This is a genomic window from Robbsia andropogonis, from assembly GCF_000970345.1.
In the GTDB taxonomy this organism is placed as follows: Bacteria; Pseudomonadota; Gammaproteobacteria; order Burkholderiales; family Burkholderiaceae; genus Robbsia; species Robbsia andropogonis.
The window spans coordinates 120,879-137,554 of record NZ_LAQU01000010.1 but is presented as its reverse complement, the minus strand read 5'-3'; the positions used below and the strand labels follow the sequence as shown (position 1 = coordinate 137,554).

The following is a 16,676-nucleotide window of genomic DNA, read 5'->3' as shown; positions in this document are numbered from 1 at the left end:
CATGAACCTATCCGGCACCACCGTGCCCGTAGCATTGAAGGCAACCGGCATCGTCAAATCGTTTGGTCCGAACCGCATTCTGGATGGTATCGATTTGACCGTACGCCGTGGCGAAACCGTCTGCGTCCTCGGCCCATCCGGCTCCGGGAAATCGACACTGCTGCGCTGTATGAATTGGCTGTCTCCGCCCGACGAGGGCGGCATCTGGATCGGCGATGAGCGAATCGGTTTGCGTGAAAACGCGAACGGGTCGACCACGCCGCGCCCCGACCACGAGATACGCGCGCAGCGCAGCCGTATCGGCATGGTGTTTCAAAGCTTCAATCTCTGGCCGCACATGACTGTGCTTGAGAACGTAAAGGAAGGCCTGCTATCGGTCAAGCGGATGAACAGCCTTGCCGCAGGTGAACGTGCTGTGGAGGCCCTGCGGCAAGTGGGTTTGACTGGCAAGCATACCGCGATGCCCGCCAACCTGTCGGGCGGACAGCAGCAACGCGTGGCGATCGCTCGCACCCTTGCGATGGCACCGGAAGTGATCCTCTTCGACGAGCCTACCAGCGCGCTCGACCCGGAACTCGTCGGCGAAGTACTCGCGGTAATGCGCGGTCTCGCCGCAAAGAACACCACGATGATTGTCGTCACGCATGAGATAGGTTTCGCACGCGATGCTGCAGATCGCGTGATCTTCATGGATGGCGGTTGCATCGTCGAACAGGGTCCGCCTGCAGAAGTACTCGATGCGCCTTCGTCGCCCCGCCTGCAGCAATTTCTCACTCGCTTCAACCAGGAATCCAAATGTCCATGAACGACACGAATCAACAGACGTCGACCGTTCCCGCCGGTCACGGCAAGGCGGTTCGACTGAAGACAGGTCAAGCTGTACGCATCGTCAACACACATGGTACCCAGGTAGTGGATTGTTGGGCCTGGAATGCGTATGACCTCAACGAATACATGTGCATGGAGACCACACGCGTATGGAATCAACGGCTGAACCCGATCCTCGGCGACAGCTTCGTGACCAATCAACGTCATCCTGTGCTGACTCTGGTCGAGGATACGACACCAGGCGTTCACGACACCTTCATGGCTGCCTGTGATCGCAAGCGGTATGAACTGCTAGGCGTACGTGGCTATCACCGGAACTGCTGCGACAACATGTTCGAAGGCATGTTCGAACTCGGCGTGACCCCTCCGCGCCCGAACCTTGCGTCCTTCAACATTTTCATGAATATTCGTGTGCAACCAGACGGCATTACCCTGCTTACCTTGCCTACCGTGACGAAGGCCGGCGAATACATTACATTGCGCGCGGAAATGGATTGTTTCGTCGCGTTTTCCGCCTGTCCGCAAGATATCGTCAAGATTCAGGGCCAGGGCGACAATACGCCCAAACCCGTGGAAATTACGATACTGGAGAACATCGGGTCAGACCTGCCAGGTACACAGTCGTGGGTGCCGTCCTGCTAAGATGTTTAAGACGTTTACGCTCTCCTGGCATGGCCTGGAGGTGGCGGCCAGGTGCCGGCGCTAGAAGCTTTCGCCAGCAACGATCAATGCGCGTTTATTACGGCGCGCCCGTCCACTTTTGTCGCCAGTCCCCAACCACAGAGGATCCTGAACTTCTAGTCTTATTCGCAGGAGCACGCGCGGCTTCGCCATAGGTTGATCCGGCGATCGGCATATTCGATCACTTTCCCTATAGAAATGGTATTGAATTGCCGAACGCTTTGGATTATCGCAATCACGGCGGCGACTGCAACTTGATAAATAGCGCACGTGCATGATGCTTTGTTGTAGAGATTCGATTACGCCGAAACGACTTATTAACAGGTGATCGTAGATGGCTAAAGCTGGCGCTGGCAGTGGTGCAAAATTTCGGCGTTGGTGAAAAATCATATGATTCTTGCTATCTTTAATGAGCATATCTGATATTTTTTGCCTATTGCTCATTAATCTCTATTCACTGGCAGCACGCGTAAAGCCCTATCACTCGCGCTATTTAAGGCCTTGAATCAACACTCGCATGACCAATCATGTAATCCGAGAAGCGTTCAGAGTAAAAACAGTTAATTACAATAATCTTTCATAGAAATTACTTTCTCTGACGATAGACACTCATCTCTAATTGGCGTCAGATAGCCAAGCGCACGACGCATCGATAGTCATATTTCGTCAATCGGAAAATAGTTCATTGAAAAATACAATAACCATTTTTTACCGATTTACTAAATTTTAAAAACGCCCTGCCGCTAAACGACAAACAAACGTTCGACTACTCGTCAGGAGCGAATAAAATGAAAGGATTGAAAGTATCGTCCCGACTTGCTTTAGGCTTTGGGCTCGTTCTTGCGCTCTTGGCCCTGCTTTCCGCATTAGGCTTCTATTCAGAAAAAACGTTATATACCAAGCTAGACGAAATTGCGCGCATCAACAATACAGAAGGAAGACTGGCAAACGCTCTCAAATCAACGGTGCGTGATCGCGCGATCGCAATCCGAAACGTAGCGTTACTCACCGATCAGTCTCAAATCACGCAACAAATAGCGCGCATCGCGGCACAAGACAAGACCTATCAGGATACGTATGACAAGCTCGGACAAATATTCGCCCAGGAATCAGGCACTACGGAGCGAGAACATAGGCTCTTCGCCCAGCTAAAGATAGACGAAGGCGCCACCAAACCGATTTGGGTCAACGCCATCAACCTCGCCCAGGCAAACGACCAGGCGGGCGCGACCGAGGTGTTGATCAAGCAAGCTTGGCAAAAAACGTCGGACTGGATATCTCGCCTAGATGAACTTGCCAATTTTGAAGACGAGCTCAATGAACAAGCTGCCGCCGAGGCAGCGGCGACCTATGCGACGATCAACAGCGTAACGTGGGCGGTCATCGCACTCGCAATGGCAATTGGCGTCGTGGCCGCTATTTTGATTACTCGAAGCATCTTGCGACAGTTAGGGGGGGAGCCAGCCGACGCGCAAACGGTCGCCCGCGAAATTGCAGGTGGCAATCTTATGGTTGAAATGCATCTAACCGAGGGTGACACAGGTAGCCTGATGGCATCACTCGAATCCATGCGGAGGAATCTAAGCGAAATCGTCACCGGTATCAAAGTCTCGGCGGAATCCATTTCCGTCGCCGCGGGCGAGATCGCGCAAGGTAACGTCGATCTGTCACAGCGGACCGAAGAACAAGCAGCTTCTCTGGAAGAAACGGCTGCGAGCATGGAAGAACTCACTTCCACTGTCCGCCAGAATACGGATAATGCGCGCCAAGGCAGCACATTGGCGGCGACAGCGTCACAAATAGCCGCCGCGGGTGGCGAAGCTGTCCAAAAGGTAGTATCAACCATGGAAGACATTTCAAACAGCTCGACGCGGGTAGCCGAAATTATCTCGGTCATCGAGAGCATTGCATTTCAAACGAATATTCTCGCTCTTAACGCTGCGGTAGAGGCGGCGCGTGCCGGTGAACAAGGACGTGGTTTCGCCGTCGTCGCGGGTGAAGTACGCACGCTCGCGCAACGTAGCGCGACCGCCGCGAAAGAAATCAAGGATCTCATCAGTGCTTCGGTAGAGCATGTTAGTGCTGGATCACGCCTCGTTCACGATGCAGGCGGCACGATGAACGAAGTGGTTCGCTCGGTGCAGCGTGTGACCGACATCATCGGAGAAGTAGCGTCTGCGTCAACAGAACAGAGCACCGGGATCGAACAGGTGAACGTTGCCGTCAACCAAATGGATGAAGTGACGCAGCAAAATGCAGCGCTGGTAGAGCAAGCCTCGGCCGCAGCGCAGGCCATGGCAGATCAAGCGCAGAGCCTGCGCGACGCGGTAGCTATTTTCCAGGTGAAACCGCAAATCGCGACTCAGCAGCAGTCAGTGCAAAAACCATCAACCGCTCGTCGGGCGTCGCCCAAAAAGTCGCTCTCGCGTGTACCTGCCCAGGCGCCCATGACTGCATAACGCCGACAACCTCGGCACACCGTTCGCCGATCGGTGCATAATTTGAAGATGGCGCGGATAATCGATAGAAAATAACTGGCGATTACATCGCGTTGTCTTCCATGCCGAGGCGCGCTTCGCAGTTACTTTCCACATGTTCAGGCTGCCCTCCTCCTGTTTGGCGGCCACGTCTTGTCAGGCGATTTGAAGTGATCGCCTTCTCCGTAAGTAATTTCTGCCCCCCCTCTTCGCGACCGCTTATCTCCACGCATTGGCATAGTCAAAGAAATTGAACCGAAAGCCCAGCATCTTTACTTGGTTGGCTTACCCTCTTTACTTTGCATAACTACCCAAAAATAGAGAGCGGCATGTTGGTCTGTCAGATCGCCACTATTAAAGATGTCATACATCATATCTAAATGTCTCATGGACCATCATATGCAACTATTATTTTGCGATCGTCCCATTTTGGATCGCTAATTTTCTTAGAAATACACCTTACACATTGCAATAATGACGAAATTTCGTGCTGCATGACTAGGGTAGACACGTACGTTCCATTTATCGCAACGCGCGTATGATTCACCTGTCGTCGTATGACTGAAGTGTTGTGCTGCTAACGCGTATACATCGACAAAATTACAAAACCAAGACGGAGACAGCAGTGACCGCCCCCAATCTCGACGCGACGTCTAACGATCACAAAACACACATACCATTTAGGATTACTAGACGACATTTTCTTTGCTATAGCGGTGCAGTAATGGGAAGCCACTTACTTGGTGGCTGCAGCGGTACCGGCACATCAGGCGATCCTATCTGGGGACCAACGGGTGCCGCGACAAATATCATTTCGTCGCTAAGCGGCATTACCCAGTCCGCCTTTCCAGCCATCGATTTCTCGGTCGTGAACTACGGCGCGCAGCCTTGTGCCGTGATTGCCCAGACGAGCCCGTACACCGACGCGACAAAGTCCCCCGTCAGCCCGGGCTCGGGCGTCACTCAGGCCAGCGGCGCGTTCGACTCGCGTCCGGCCTTCCTTGCCGCGATCAATGCCTGCACGGCTGCTGGCGGAGGACGCGTGGTGGTGCCGGCTGGAAATTGGTATTGCGCTGGGCCGATCGTATTGCAAAGTAATGTCAACTTTCATCTCAGTGCAAACTGCACGATCTTCTTCAGTCCTAACCCCGCCGACTACGCCAAGGATGGACCCGTCAATTGCGGCACAAATGGCAATCTTTTTTATAGCCGCTGGCAGGCCAACGACTGCCTTAACTTCGGTGCACCTGTCTACGCGCGCAATGCCACCAACATCGCGCTGACAGGCGAGGACGTGACCTCCATCCTGAACGGCCAGGCAATGACGCCATTCACCGGATCGGGCAACACGGCAACCTGCTGGTGGACATACAAGGGAAGCACGGGGACCTATGGTTGCACGAGTTCATCGACGCCCTCGCAATCCTACGCGAACCCTAACAACGTTGACCTGCAGACAAAGGTTCCTGGCATTTCTTCATCACTATATGCATTACTAACTAATTCCGCAACACCTTGGCAACAGGATCAGAACTATCTCCCAGCGCTATCCGAAGCCGGCGTGCCCGTCGCGCAGCGCATCTTTGGGCTAGGCCACTACCTACGCCCTTGCATGGTCGAGTTCATTGGTTGCACCAACGTGCTGATGGAAAACTACCACACCCAAAACACGCCGTTCTGGCAGCATCACCCTACAGATTGCACGAACGTGGTGATCCGCGGCGTGATGGTGGACAGCATCGGGCCGAATAACGACGGCTTCGATCCCGACGCTTGCAATAACGTATTGTGCGACAGCATGACCTTCAACACTGGCGACGACTGCATCGCCATCAAATCCGGCAAGAATCTCGACACGGAATACGGACCCGCTCAAAATCATGTGGTTCAGAACTGCACCATGAACAGCGGGCACGGCGGTATTACGCTCGGCAGCGAAATGGGCGGTGGCGTGGAAAACATTTACGCGCGCAACCTGACGATGCTAAATCAGTTCTGGGCAACCAACTCGTTGAACATCGCGATCCGCATCAAGACCAATATGAACCGCGGTGGTTTCGTTCGCAATTTCTACGTCGACGGTGTCACGCTACCCAATGGCGTAAGCCTGACAGGTGGTGGCTATGGCAGCAAGCTACTGGCAGGCAGTCCGATCAACAGCACCGTACCGCTCGGTGTTGCGACCGCATCCGCGAGCAACCCCTCCGCATCGCAGGGTGGCCTGATTACCTTCGATTGCGATTATCAACCGGCCGGCGACGCGATTCGCACGCGCCCAGCGCAAGTGCAAAACGTCAATATCACCAACGTCACCGCGAGCAACGTCACGCTTAGCGGCAGTACCGGTTCATGCTTCCAGGCAATCGTCGCGCAAGGCCCGGTCGCCTTCGACTATAACGGCCCTGCACCAACACCCGCGATCCCCCCCATCAGCGGCGTGACGATCTCGAACTGCGACTTCGGCTCGCCGACCGCGGTCGGTCCCGCCAGCGCCACCGTGCCGGGACCGATCTACGCGTGGAACGTCAACGGGATCACGTTGCAGAACGTCAAAATTGCTGGACAGCTCTACAACAACACCACTATCACCGACACGCGCTGATTTGAAACGCTTTCGGCGCTACGGCTGCACCAGGTAGTACCTGGGGTCCGGACCTGACCCCAGTTGAGGTTCCCGACGGCGGGCATTGATACACGGGTTGCGTGATGTCAATCGCCTGCCGAACCCGGTGTCCCCTCGTCCATTCGAAAACAAGGAAAAAATCATGGAAAGAAAAAGCAGTATGCGGATAGCACTGACGCTATCCGCATTCACCGCGATCGTCGTGCAAGTACCGGCGCAGGCTGCAACCTGTACACCGCAGTGGAGCAGCTCATCAAGCACCAATACGACAAACCTTCAGAACGCCATCAATAAGTGCGTCGGCACTAGTGGCAGCCCGGGCCTGATCGACCTTACAACCAACAATGGCGTGTCGACGGCGGTTATCACAACCGTGAACCTTGCCAGCAACATCGTCCTGAAAATCGAATCGGGTTTCACGCTGAAAGGCTCTCCATCGCAGCCATCGAGTGGCGCCATGCTGGTTGGGAACAATGTCAGTAATGTGACCATCACCGGTACCGGCGCGATAGACGGAGACGGCCAGACATACTGGTCGGCCGCAGTCGGCCAGGATAATACCGCACGCCCGAAGCTCATCGCAATAACGGGCTCGAACCTGCAGGTGGGATCGAACTTTACCGATACCGGCAAGGCGCAATCGATTGTCACGTTCCCGAGCGCGTCCAATGCGACTGGCAATGCGCTGATCATCCGCAATTCTCCGAAGGAGCAATTGGTTATAGAATCGGGTTCCAAGAACGTCACCATCGATGGCGTATGGATTTACGCAAACCCAAACCGCAATGCCAGCGGCGATAACCTGGCGCCGAACACGGACGCGATAGACATCATTGGCACCCAGACGGCGACCATCAAGAACTGCCTGCTCGACACAGGAGATGACGATATCGCCATTAAATCCAACGCCGGCGCTGCCGCCACCTCCAACGTCAACATCAGCAATTGCGTAGTCGGAGGCGGACACGGCATATCTATTGGTGGCCAGGAAGCAGCTGGAAATACCATTGCAAATCCTGGCGTATCCCAGGTCACGGTTGACACAGTGCAATTCAGTGGCACGGATTACGGCTATCGCATTAAAACCGACCAGACCGCTAAAGACAGCGGCGCGACCACCGGGGTTACTTACCGGAACACTTGCATGCGGAACGTGCAGCAGCCGTTTTTGTTCACCTACACCTATGCATCGGGCACTGGCGGCAACTTGCCGATTATTGCTAATGTCAGCATCGACAACGTGATCGCCACCGCCAGCAAGACGCAAGGTGCCATCGTCGGCCTTTCGAATAGCCTGATGGGCGTACCTACTACGGACAATAACGGGATTCGCATCACCAATAGTAAGATCACAGGCGGTAATGCGTTCTCAGTGACCAATGGCGAGCTGCAAGTGGGTAGCCACAGCACCGTGACAACCTCGATTGGCTCAAACGGCCAAGTAGTGCCGATCACCGATACAGGCTCGACCCTGTCTTGCCCTAGCAGCATCACCATTCCTGCACAGATCTGAATAAAACGATCGACGATGACTTGATCCATCACTTTCGTGCGCTGGATTAACGCGTCGTCTCTTTCACGGCGCGATTTTTAAAGAAATGACACCTCCTCACTTTGCAAGTGAGATTTTGCGACCCTGCTTCCCAAGATTCGTTCCCTCCCAAGCTCCCGTGAATTTACTATAGTGATTGAACGCGGCGGGCATCAGTCTGACGTTATCCCCCCGACGCTTACGATGACCTCACGAGGACCGAATGACCTTTCATCATCCGGATGCAAAAAAGCAGAAAAATTGTCTTGCCGACGCAACGCAAAACAATGAAACAGAAATAGCTGCGTCAGGTTCGACAGGATCGCTTCGCGGCACGTTACTACTGCCAGCGGCAAAAGATGCTCCGATCGTGCTTATCGTTCCCGGTTCCGGGCCCACGGACCGGAACGGAAACGCCCCGTACGGTCTTCACGCGTCAACATACCATTTACTTGCACACGGACTAGCGCAATGCGGAATTGCGACCGTGCGCATCGATAAACGCGGTATGTACGGTAGCGCCTCCGCACTGGACAATGCAGACGATGTGATAATTCACGACTATTCGAATGACTTGCACGCATGGGTCAGGGCGATAGGTGAAAATTACCCAACCAGATCGGTATGGCTGCTAGGTCATAGCGAGGGTGGATTAGTTAGTCTGGTAGCGGCTCAGAGCACCCTAGATATCCATGGAATTGTTCTGGTCGCTACACCCGGCCGTCCTTTGCGAGATGTACTGCGTGCGCAACTAATGGCAAATCCGGAAAATGCACCAGTTATGAAAAATGCATTGTCGGTGCTTGATTGGCTTGCCGCTGGAGAATTCGTGGATGCGAGCAAGATAGATCCGGTTTTGATGCCATTGTTCAGGCCAGCGATTCAACGCTTTCTAATCAGCGAGTTTGCGCTCGACCCGGCTGAACTATTGACCAACATCACGAAGCCAGTGCTCATTGTTCAGGGACTCCGAGATATACAGGTAGGCCGCGAAGACGCCGAACGACTAAAGCAGGCGAATCCAAAAGCGGAACTTGCATACCTCGTCAACGCCAATCATGTTCTGAAAGCTGTTGGCACAGACGATAGAAGCGAAAACATCGCAACCTACAGCAATCCGGAACTTCCGTTAGCTGACTGTGTGGTCGAGACAATAGCCAATTTCATGTTGCGGCCGGTGGATACGTCTTCATAGACATGACGTTTCGGAACGGTGTTTCAAGCTAGGTGATTTTCGTGCTTTGACATGCCCGATCGGGGACTGTCGGCCGATTCACGCTCGAACATTGGGGACACCAACGACCCTAAGGTCTTATTCTGCCTATCAGCCAGCGGAAAGTCCCGCGTTGCGTGACGCAACGACCGATGCGCCCTGTTCGGCCAGATCCCAGAACAGTCCAGCCATCACCTGCAACGATTCCCGTGTCGTACTAGCGAGGATATGTTCGTCCGGTGCATGCTGAGAACAGGCGGGATAGGAATGCGGCACCCAAAGAGTTGGCAGCCCAAGAATGTCGGAGAAAACTTCGTTCGGCAACGAGCCTCCAAGGTTCGGCAGCAACGCAGGCTTCTTACCGGTGGTCTTCGCAATCGACGTCAGCCCCCAGTTCACCCAAGGATCGGTCGGATCGAGCCGGGTTGCTGGCATCATCGTCGAAGTGATCTTCAATTCGATATCCGAATATCCAAGTGAATCCAGATGATCGCGAATATACTGGAGAAACTGGCTGCCATCACTTCCCACCACATAGCGCACCTGGCAATGGGCGTACGCATACCCGGAGATCGCGTTCGCTGGCGCTTCCGGATTACCGGTCTTGAACGCCATGATATCGAAGGAATTCCAACCGAATACCTTCTCCTCCGGCGTCAGTCCGGGTTCACCCCATTGCGGATCGATTTCCGGATCCGTGGGACCGCCCCCCACATGAATGTCCTTCAGCGCGTCACGTACGCTTTGCGGCAGTCCGGACGGACGGAGTTTCTCGACAAGAATCTTTCCTGTCGGACTCACCATGCTGGCCAATGCGTTCGCCAGACGAATGCCAGGACTGCGCAGCAAGCCGCCCCAGTTGCCTGAGTGATGCGCCCCATCACGTAATTCCAGTCGCATCTCAAAATTAAAATTACCACGCGATCCAAGAAACAATGTCGGACGAGTCGCGTTGAGACGTGGACCGTCCGATGCAAGAAACAGGTCGGCCGCAAGCACTTGCTTGTTCGCCGCGCAGATTTCGCCCAGGCCCGGAGAGCCGATCTCCTCTCCCATCTCGAATATCGCCTTGACGTTATAGCCCAGTACGCCACCACGTTCGGCAATGACCTCCGCCAGTGCAACGAGGTTGATTGTGTGCTGGCCTTTGTTGTCCGCAGTTCCCCGGCCGTACCATTTATCGCCTTCCACCACGATCTTCCATGGGCTCAACCCGGTACGCCATTGCGCATCATAGCCACGCACTACATCCCCGTGACCATAGGTCAGGACGGTGTAGGTCGCGCCCGGCTCTATCCGCTCCGCAATCAGGAAAGGACTCTTTCCCGCTATCGGATTCTCTAGCACCGTCCAGGTAAAACCAAGTGCTTCCAGCGCTGGTGCGAGTTGCTCTCTCAGATAACCTAGCAGAATCGATAGGCTCTCGCTGTCCTGGCTTTCCGTCTTGACAGCGACGCGTCTTTGCAAACTCGCGTAAAAGCGACCGTCGTCAAAGTAGGCGCTGACGCGCTCGATAGCATTCGCTCGGCTATTGTGCAGGCTCATGATCAGGGTAATGGTGGCTCAGGAAAGTACTTCAGACATCAGGTCGGGCAGTCCCAACCCGGGTTCAGGTGTCAGCGCGGACGCGAGCAGGCGTCGCGTATAGGCTTGCTCGGGTGCGGAAAAAATCAGCTCCCGACTTTGCAATTCGACAATCTTTCCCTGGTGCATCACGGCGACACGATCCGCCAGATGTTCCACCACGCCGAGGTCGTGGCTGATGAAGAGATAGGTCAGGCCAAACTCCGCCTTCAAGTCAAGCAGCAGGTTCAGTATCTGCGCCTGCACCGACACATCGAGCGCCGATGTCGGCTCGTCGCAGATCAGTATACCGGGGCGCAAGATCAGCGCGCGCGCAATGGCGACACGTTGCCGCTGCCCGCCTGACAACTGATTTGGGTATTGGCCGTGCGTGCGTTCCGGCATGCCGACTAACTCGAGCATCCGGCGCACCTCGGCATCGCGCTGCATCCTGTCGCCAACCCCATGCAGCATCAATGGCAAACCCACCAGTTGGGCGACAGTCTTGCGCGGATTTAATGACGAATAGGGATCTTGAAAAACCGGTTGGATACGTCGTGCGTTGGCGAGTCGATTGCCCGGATCGATTTGCTTACCGTCGATCAGTACATCTCCCGTAGTGGGCGGCAGCAGTCCTAGCAGGATTTTTGCCAGCGTGCTTTTACCACAGCCTGATTCACCCACCAAGGCCAGCGTCTCGCCACGCATTACGCGTAATGACACGTTGTCTATCGCTTTGAAAGGCATTGGTGAGCGGAAGAGACCACCATTCAGTTGAAAAACCCGACTGATCGCGCATAACTCGAGCGCGATCGGAGACGCCAGCTTGTCCGACGACATGACAGAACCGTCGCCTTTCGAAAAAGCGCTCGTCCGTTGTGCAAAGGAATCCGAGGTAGACGCTCTGACCATCAGACGGCCTCCCCTACCATATTGGAGCATGGTATCGCGGCCGGTAGTACCCCACTCGATTTTGCAAGCACGCACCGAACCTGATGATTCGGACCCACTGATAACTCAGGAGGCGTTTTCTCGCACGCTGCATGTGCGTTCGGACAGCGGTTACGGAACGGACAACCGGTGATTTCTCCTACCAATGAAGGCACCGTACCGGAAATCGCCGCAAGATGGCTGCCAGGCGCTGTTTTACCTCGCACGGGAATACAGTTCAGCAGTCCCTGTGTGTAAGGATGGGAAGGCGTTGCAAACAGTTCGTTCACGGGTGCGGTTTCGATGATCTGCCCGGCATACATCACGGCAACGCGGTCGGCGATCCGCGCAACGACACCCAAATCATGCGTGATGAACAGGACCGCGGTGCCGAACTCCTTCTGCAGTTCGCGAATCAGCTTGAGAATCTGTGCTTGAACAGTGACGTCGAGCGCGGTCGTTGGCTCGTCGGCAATGATCAGATCAGGTTCGCACATCAACGCCATCGCGATCATCACGCGCTGGCGCAATCCACCCGACAACTGGTGGGGGTACTGCCTCATCCGTACTGCGGCCTGCGGTATGCCAGTGCGCTCCAGCAAGTAGACGGCCCGGTCGCGCGCCACTGTCCGACTCACCTTGCGATGTTGCAACAAGGTTTCGCATAATTGGTCGCCCAGGGTAAATGACGGATTCAGTGAGGTCATCGGCTCCTGGAAGATCATCGACATGCGCGCGCCGCGCAACGCATTCATCGATTTCGCTGACAAGCCGGGCAATGTGATCGAATCGAAACGCAATTGCCCAGAAGTGCGCACCGCTCGTCTCGGAAGTAAATCCATGATTGCCAGTGACGTCATGGATTTACCACACCCCGACTCGCCGACAAGGCACAGCATTTCGCCGCGATCGATATGAAAATCGATTCCCCGCACCGCGTGCAGCACACCATTCGGCGTGGGCAGATCAACACGCAGATCTTGAACCTCGAGTAGTGCACTCATATCCGCGCCTCTTTTTCCATTGGTCGTCCGTTCGCTGCGGGTTCAGTTGCGGCCATCGGGCGCGTTCAGGTCGCGCAGCCCATCGCCAAGGAGATTGATCGCCATCACCAACACCGCCAGCGCCACGCCCGGAATCATGATGATCCAAGGTTGGAAGAACATGTATGACTTCCCTTCCGCGATCATCAGCCCCCAGGACGGCATGGGCGGCGGAACACCCAACCCCAGGAACGACAACGTCGCCTCAAGCAGGATGGCATGAGCCATTTCCAGGGTAATTACAACGGTCAAGGCACCTGTGATGTTCGGCAACAACTCGCGCAATAGAATAAAAGGCGTGGATGCACCAAGCGCCTTGGCCGCCGCAATGAATTCCGCGTTACGCAACTGCTGCGTGACCGAGCGGGTGACCACGGCAAACCTATCCCATAAAAGAAAGCCCAGCAGCAGCACCACGGTTTTCAGAGAACCACCGATCAATGACGACATCGCCAACGCCACAAGCACGACCGGCAATGCCAGCCGGGTTGTCAGGATGTAACTCACCACCGCGTCGACGCGTCCACCGAAATAGCCGGCGAGTACGCCAAGCGTCGTACCGATCGCGCCTGAAATCAGCGCGGTCAGCAAGCCGATCAGTAGCGAGACACGAGCCCCGAACAAAAGACGGCTTAGATAGTCCCGTCCGAGTTTGTCGGTTCCCAACACATGCTCCCAACTACCACGCGCGTTCCAGACGGGTGGAATCAATCGCGTGCCCAGGTCCTGGTTATAGGGATCATGCGGCGCAATCCAGGGAGCGAGTATCGCAGCCAGCACGATGATGAACAGAAGGGCCGCACCGAGTACCAGTCCATGCCTGCCTAGAAGGCGAGATAACCCGTGCCGCCGCGGCTGGACCAATGGCAGGTCCATCTGCAATGGCATGGCACCGCCGGACGCGGGAGCCTGCACCACGGGTGCCGGAGAGGACGACTGTGCAGCGGAGCGGGATGATGTCATGGTCATTCGCGTTCCTAGCTACGCAAGCGCGGATCAAGCAGCGCATTGATCACATCCGCAAAAAAAGTCAGCCCGATGTAAATCAGAGCAATGATCAGGACGACCGCCTGGACGATCGGGAAATCGTTTCGTGAAATCGCGTCCCAGGCAAGCTGCCCCAGACCTTGCAAAGAAAACACCGACTCGATCACTACGGAGCCGCCCAGCATGAAACCCAGCTCGACGGCGGCTAGCGCAACCACCGGAATGATGGCGTTGCGCAATGCGTGTTTGAAAATCACCCGGGAGGCACTGAGGCCTTTGGCCCTGGCAGTACGAATGTAGTCGGAACCCAGCACGTCAAGCATGCCGTTACGGGTCAACCGCATCATCGAAGGGGTTGCGTAATAACCAAGCGCCACGGCAGGAAGTACGAAGTTTTTCCACGAGGCGTTGCCCGCGACAGGAAACCAGTGCAAGCCCACGGCGAACAATAGAATCAGCGTCAGCCCAAACCAGAAACTCGGCATGGCTTGGCCAATGACCGCGATCAACAAGGCAAGACGGTCGATCCACGTATCGCGATACATCGCGGCGAGAATACCCAACGGGATAGCCAATAGCGTGGCCATCGCCAGTGCGCTGCCGCCTAACTGGAGCGTGATCGGCAAGCGGGCCGCAATCAAGGACATCACACTGGCCTGAAAATAGAAGGAGCGGCCAAAATCGAGATGCAACGCCCGCCACAACCATTCCACATATTGCGTCACCAACGGTTTGTCCAGTCCGAGTTGATGCCGAAGCGCATCAACGGTCGCCGCATTCGCCTCGGGCCCCGCAATCGCCGTTGCCAGATCGCCGGACAAATGCAGCAAGGTAAAGCTGACGACGGACACCGTGAAACAAACGGCCAACGCGATCGCCAGACGTCGCAACAGATAGGCAAACATCACACGTTCTCCCGATTATCCGGCCGCAACCGCTCGGCTTTTGTCGCTGATACAGGGTGAACGCCGTCGCTCATCACGCATGGATAGGGATAAATGAGACGGCAGGGCAATGACACCAACCTACTTCCAGCTCGCTTCATAGAAACGTGGCAACTCATCGGGATAGGCTTTGAAATTCAGCGCGGAGTTATAGGCATAGTTCGTCGAATACGAGAACAGCGGAACCCAATATGCCTGGTCACTGATCCGCTTCAATGCCTTCGCGTAATTTGCCTTGCGTACGGCTGGATCATTCGACGTGTCGGCGGTCTTCAGCCATTGAATCACCTCGGGATCTTTCGCGACGTCGTCCGGCCCGCCTTCGAACCAATTGCCGACGAAAGCCGAGGCATCATTGATTGAATACGATCCCCAGGCCTGGAAGGTCAACGGCGTCTTGCCGTCGCGTTGCGTAGTGCGCAGGGTCGCGTATTGCACGTAGTGCAGGCGCGCGGTAATACCCACTTTTCGCAAATCACCCACTAATGCCTCCGCGTATTCGCGCTCGCGATAGGCATAGAGATCGGTTTCGAAACCATTCGGGTAACCGGCATCTTTCAGCAGCGCCTTCGCTTTTGCAGGATCATACGGGTACTTGGTTACCGCTGAGTCATCACATCCGAACTGCGTTCTGAAACAGGCTGCCCAAAGCGGTTGGCTCCCGCCACGCACCAGATCTTTCGCCATGCCGGCTCGGTTGATTGCGTAATTGACAGCCTGACGCACGCGAACATCCTTGAACGGGGAATGGGGTGTGGAAGTGCCTAGCGCATCCATGGACATGAACCCGACGCGCATCGTTTCGCCGCCGATCACGGCGATATTTGGCATTTGTTTCAGAGAGTCCGCTTGATCGGGGGGCACGCGCCATATCCAATCCACTGCACCCGTCATTAACTGCGCGGCGCGCGTTTCCGGATCAGAGATCACCAGAAACTTGACGGTGCCGATGTGCGGCGTGCCGATCGGACTTCCCTTGAAATAATGCTTGTTGATCACCATCGTCACACCCTTGCCGGGCGTGACTTGCGTAATCGTGTATGGCCCCGTGCCAATCGGCGCCTTGCTATAACCTTCGAGCCCAACTTTCTTGAAATAGGCCGCCGGGTATATCGGCGTCGGTCCAGCCAGATATTCAAGTGCCGCCGGGAATGGCGCCTTCAACACCAGACGTACTTTGTAGTCGTTGATTTTCTCGGCAGTCTTAATCCAATCCGTGTTCTGCCGCGAGACGGCTCTCGAATCCGGTGAGTTGATGTAGTTGAATGTGAAGACTACGTCATCCGCGGTAAATGGATCACCGTTTTGGAACGCCACATCCTTGCGAAGATCCAGCACCAGCGATGTGGGTGACTCCCAGTTCCAGGCCGTGGCCAGATCAGGCAGATATTTACCGGTATTCGGATCTCGATAAATCAAGGTGTCCCACGCCATATGCGCAAGTATTACACCTTCGCGGACATTGTTATGGTATGGAGACACGTTTTCCGCTTCGCTGTCTGATGCATAAATCAATGTGTTATCGGCTTTGCTTGCGTGCGCCGTCAATGGTGCAGTCAACGGAATGGCAAGCGCGGCGACAAGCACACCATGCCACATCCGGTCATGCATCGAAATGTTGAACGTGGCGCGCATGATCGACGAAAACGGACGTCGTACCGATTGGAGCATGGATAACAGGCGAAGCGGAACGGCAGCAGCTTGCATCTCTCGTATTCCTTTATCAACAGGGGCAGCGTGTCGGCCATCGTAGGGCCGGTGCCCGATCCCATGAAATCGAGCTTATCAGCGAATTATTTTGCGACTAATATCAAATAAATAAGTTTGCGTTGCCGAAACGGCATACCGTCGACGAC

The 16,676-nt window shown here is 55.2% G+C and carries 13 protein-coding genes; 6 read left to right on the top strand and 7 right to left on the bottom strand.

Annotation, left to right across the window (positions count from 1 at the left end; genetic code table 11):
- Position 1 precedes the first annotated feature (1 nt).
- Both WM40_RS11960 and WM40_RS11955 read left to right on the top strand, forming a co-directional pair.
- Positions 2-805, top strand: a complete 804-nt coding sequence (locus tag WM40_RS11960) for an amino acid ABC transporter ATP-binding protein (RefSeq protein ID WP_024905444.1) — start codon at positions 2-4, stop codon at positions 803-805.
- Positions 802-1,470 (top strand): DUF1989 domain-containing protein, encoded by a 669-nt coding sequence (locus tag WM40_RS11955; protein ID WP_236693483.1) that lies wholly within the window; start codon positions 802-804, stop codon positions 1,468-1,470. The genes WM40_RS11960 and WM40_RS11955 overlap by 4 nt, the downstream gene beginning before the upstream one ends.
- A 60-nt stretch (positions 1,471-1,530) precedes the next feature.
- On the opposite strand, the gene WM40_RS30090 is transcribed toward WM40_RS11955, so the two are convergent.
- A complete protein-coding gene (locus WM40_RS30090) occupies positions 1,531-1,953 on the bottom strand; it encodes a hypothetical protein (RefSeq protein ID WP_157685777.1) in 423 nt (140 codons plus the stop codon).
- Between the two features lie 344 nt (positions 1,954-2,297).
- On the opposite strand from WM40_RS30090, the gene WM40_RS11950 reads away from it, so the two are divergent.
- From WM40_RS11950 to WM40_RS11935, 4 genes are all read left to right on the top strand, one after another.
- Positions 2,298-3,968, top strand: a complete 1,671-nt coding sequence (locus WM40_RS11950; protein WP_046152948.1) for a methyl-accepting chemotaxis protein — start codon at positions 2,298-2,300, stop codon at positions 3,966-3,968.
- A gap of 742 nt (positions 3,969-4,710) precedes the next feature.
- Positions 4,711-6,588, top strand: a complete 1,878-nt coding sequence (locus WM40_RS11945) for a glycoside hydrolase family 28 protein (RefSeq protein WP_176025992.1) — start codon at positions 4,711-4,713, stop codon at positions 6,586-6,588.
- Positions 6,589-6,751: 163 nt separating this feature from the next.
- Positions 6,752-8,122: a glycoside hydrolase family 28 protein gene (locus WM40_RS11940; RefSeq protein ID WP_024905290.1), complete on the top strand. Its 1,371-nt coding sequence runs from the start codon at positions 6,752-6,754 to the stop codon at positions 8,120-8,122.
- Between the two features lie 241 nt (positions 8,123-8,363).
- Positions 8,364-9,335, top strand: a complete 972-nt coding sequence (locus tag WM40_RS11935) for an alpha/beta hydrolase (RefSeq protein ID WP_024905289.1) — start codon at positions 8,364-8,366, stop codon at positions 9,333-9,335.
- A 129-nt stretch (positions 9,336-9,464) separates the two neighbouring features.
- Here WM40_RS11935 and WM40_RS11930 read toward each other — a convergent pair whose 3' ends face one another.
- The 6 genes from WM40_RS11930 to WM40_RS11905 form a co-directional block, all read right to left on the bottom strand.
- Positions 9,465-10,898 (bottom strand): M20 family metallopeptidase, encoded by a 1,434-nt coding sequence (locus WM40_RS11930; RefSeq protein WP_024905288.1) that lies wholly within the window; start codon positions 10,896-10,898, stop codon positions 9,465-9,467.
- A gap of 18 nt (positions 10,899-10,916) precedes the next feature.
- The gene (locus WM40_RS11925) at positions 10,917-11,756 is read right to left on the bottom strand and encodes an ATP-binding cassette domain-containing protein (protein ID WP_024905287.1); all 840 of its coding nucleotides are present in this window, start codon (positions 11,754-11,756) and stop codon (positions 10,917-10,919) included.
- A 71-nt stretch (positions 11,757-11,827) separates the two neighbouring features.
- Entirely contained in the window at positions 11,828-12,850 is a 1,023-nt protein-coding gene (locus WM40_RS11920; RefSeq protein ID WP_046152947.1) for an ABC transporter ATP-binding protein, read from the bottom strand.
- 42 nt (positions 12,851-12,892) lie between these two features.
- Positions 12,893-13,777, bottom strand: coding sequence for an ABC transporter permease (locus tag WM40_RS11915; protein ID WP_046152978.1), 885 nt, complete (start codon positions 13,775-13,777; stop codon positions 12,893-12,895).
- Positions 13,778-13,866: 89 nt separating this feature from the next.
- The gene (locus WM40_RS11910) at positions 13,867-14,781 is read right to left on the bottom strand and encodes an ABC transporter permease (RefSeq protein ID WP_024905284.1); all 915 of its coding nucleotides are present in this window, start codon (positions 14,779-14,781) and stop codon (positions 13,867-13,869) included.
- Positions 14,782-14,901: 120 nt separating this feature from the next.
- Positions 14,902-16,419 (bottom strand): ABC transporter substrate-binding protein, encoded by a 1,518-nt coding sequence (locus WM40_RS11905; protein WP_046152977.1) that lies wholly within the window; start codon positions 16,417-16,419, stop codon positions 14,902-14,904.
- Positions 16,420-16,676 lie beyond the last annotated feature (257 nt).

What these genes read in the sequence shown, in the direction of transcription:
- WM40_RS11905 (WP_046152977.1), bottom strand. Translation starts at nt 16,419, where the DNA reads ATGTGGCATGGTGTGCTTGTCGCCGCGCTTGCCATTCCGTTGACTGCA.
- WM40_RS11945 (WP_176025992.1), top strand. Translation starts at nt 4,711, where the DNA reads ATGGGAAGCCACTTACTTGGTGGCTGCAGCGGTACCGGCACATCAGGC.
- WM40_RS11915 (WP_046152978.1), bottom strand. Translation starts at nt 13,777, where the DNA reads ATGCCATTGCAGATGGACCTGCCATTGGTCCAGCCGCGGCGGCACGGG.
- WM40_RS30090 (WP_157685777.1), bottom strand. Translation starts at nt 1,953, where the DNA reads ATGAGCAATAGGCAAAAAATATCAGATATGCTCATTAAAGATAGCAAG.
- WM40_RS11960 (WP_024905444.1), top strand. Translation starts at nt 2, where the DNA reads ATGAACCTATCCGGCACCACCGTGCCCGTAGCATTGAAGGCAACCGGC.
- WM40_RS11925 (WP_024905287.1), bottom strand. Translation starts at nt 11,756, where the DNA reads ATGTCGTCGGACAAGCTGGCGTCTCCGATCGCGCTCGAGTTATGCGCG.
- WM40_RS11935 (WP_024905289.1), top strand. Translation starts at nt 8,364, where the DNA reads ATGACCTTTCATCATCCGGATGCAAAAAAGCAGAAAAATTGTCTTGCC.
- WM40_RS11910 (WP_024905284.1), bottom strand. Translation starts at nt 14,781, where the DNA reads ATGTTTGCCTATCTGTTGCGACGTCTGGCGATCGCGTTGGCCGTTTGT.
- WM40_RS11950 (WP_046152948.1), top strand. Translation starts at nt 2,298, where the DNA reads ATGAAAGGATTGAAAGTATCGTCCCGACTTGCTTTAGGCTTTGGGCTC.
- WM40_RS11940 (WP_024905290.1), top strand. Translation starts at nt 6,752, where the DNA reads ATGGAAAGAAAAAGCAGTATGCGGATAGCACTGACGCTATCCGCATTC.
- WM40_RS11930 (WP_024905288.1), bottom strand. Translation starts at nt 10,898, where the DNA reads ATGAGCCTGCACAATAGCCGAGCGAATGCTATCGAGCGCGTCAGCGCC.
- WM40_RS11955 (WP_236693483.1), top strand. Translation starts at nt 802, where the DNA reads ATGAACGACACGAATCAACAGACGTCGACCGTTCCCGCCGGTCACGGC.
- WM40_RS11920 (WP_046152947.1), bottom strand. Translation starts at nt 12,850, where the DNA reads ATGAGTGCACTACTCGAGGTTCAAGATCTGCGTGTTGATCTGCCCACG.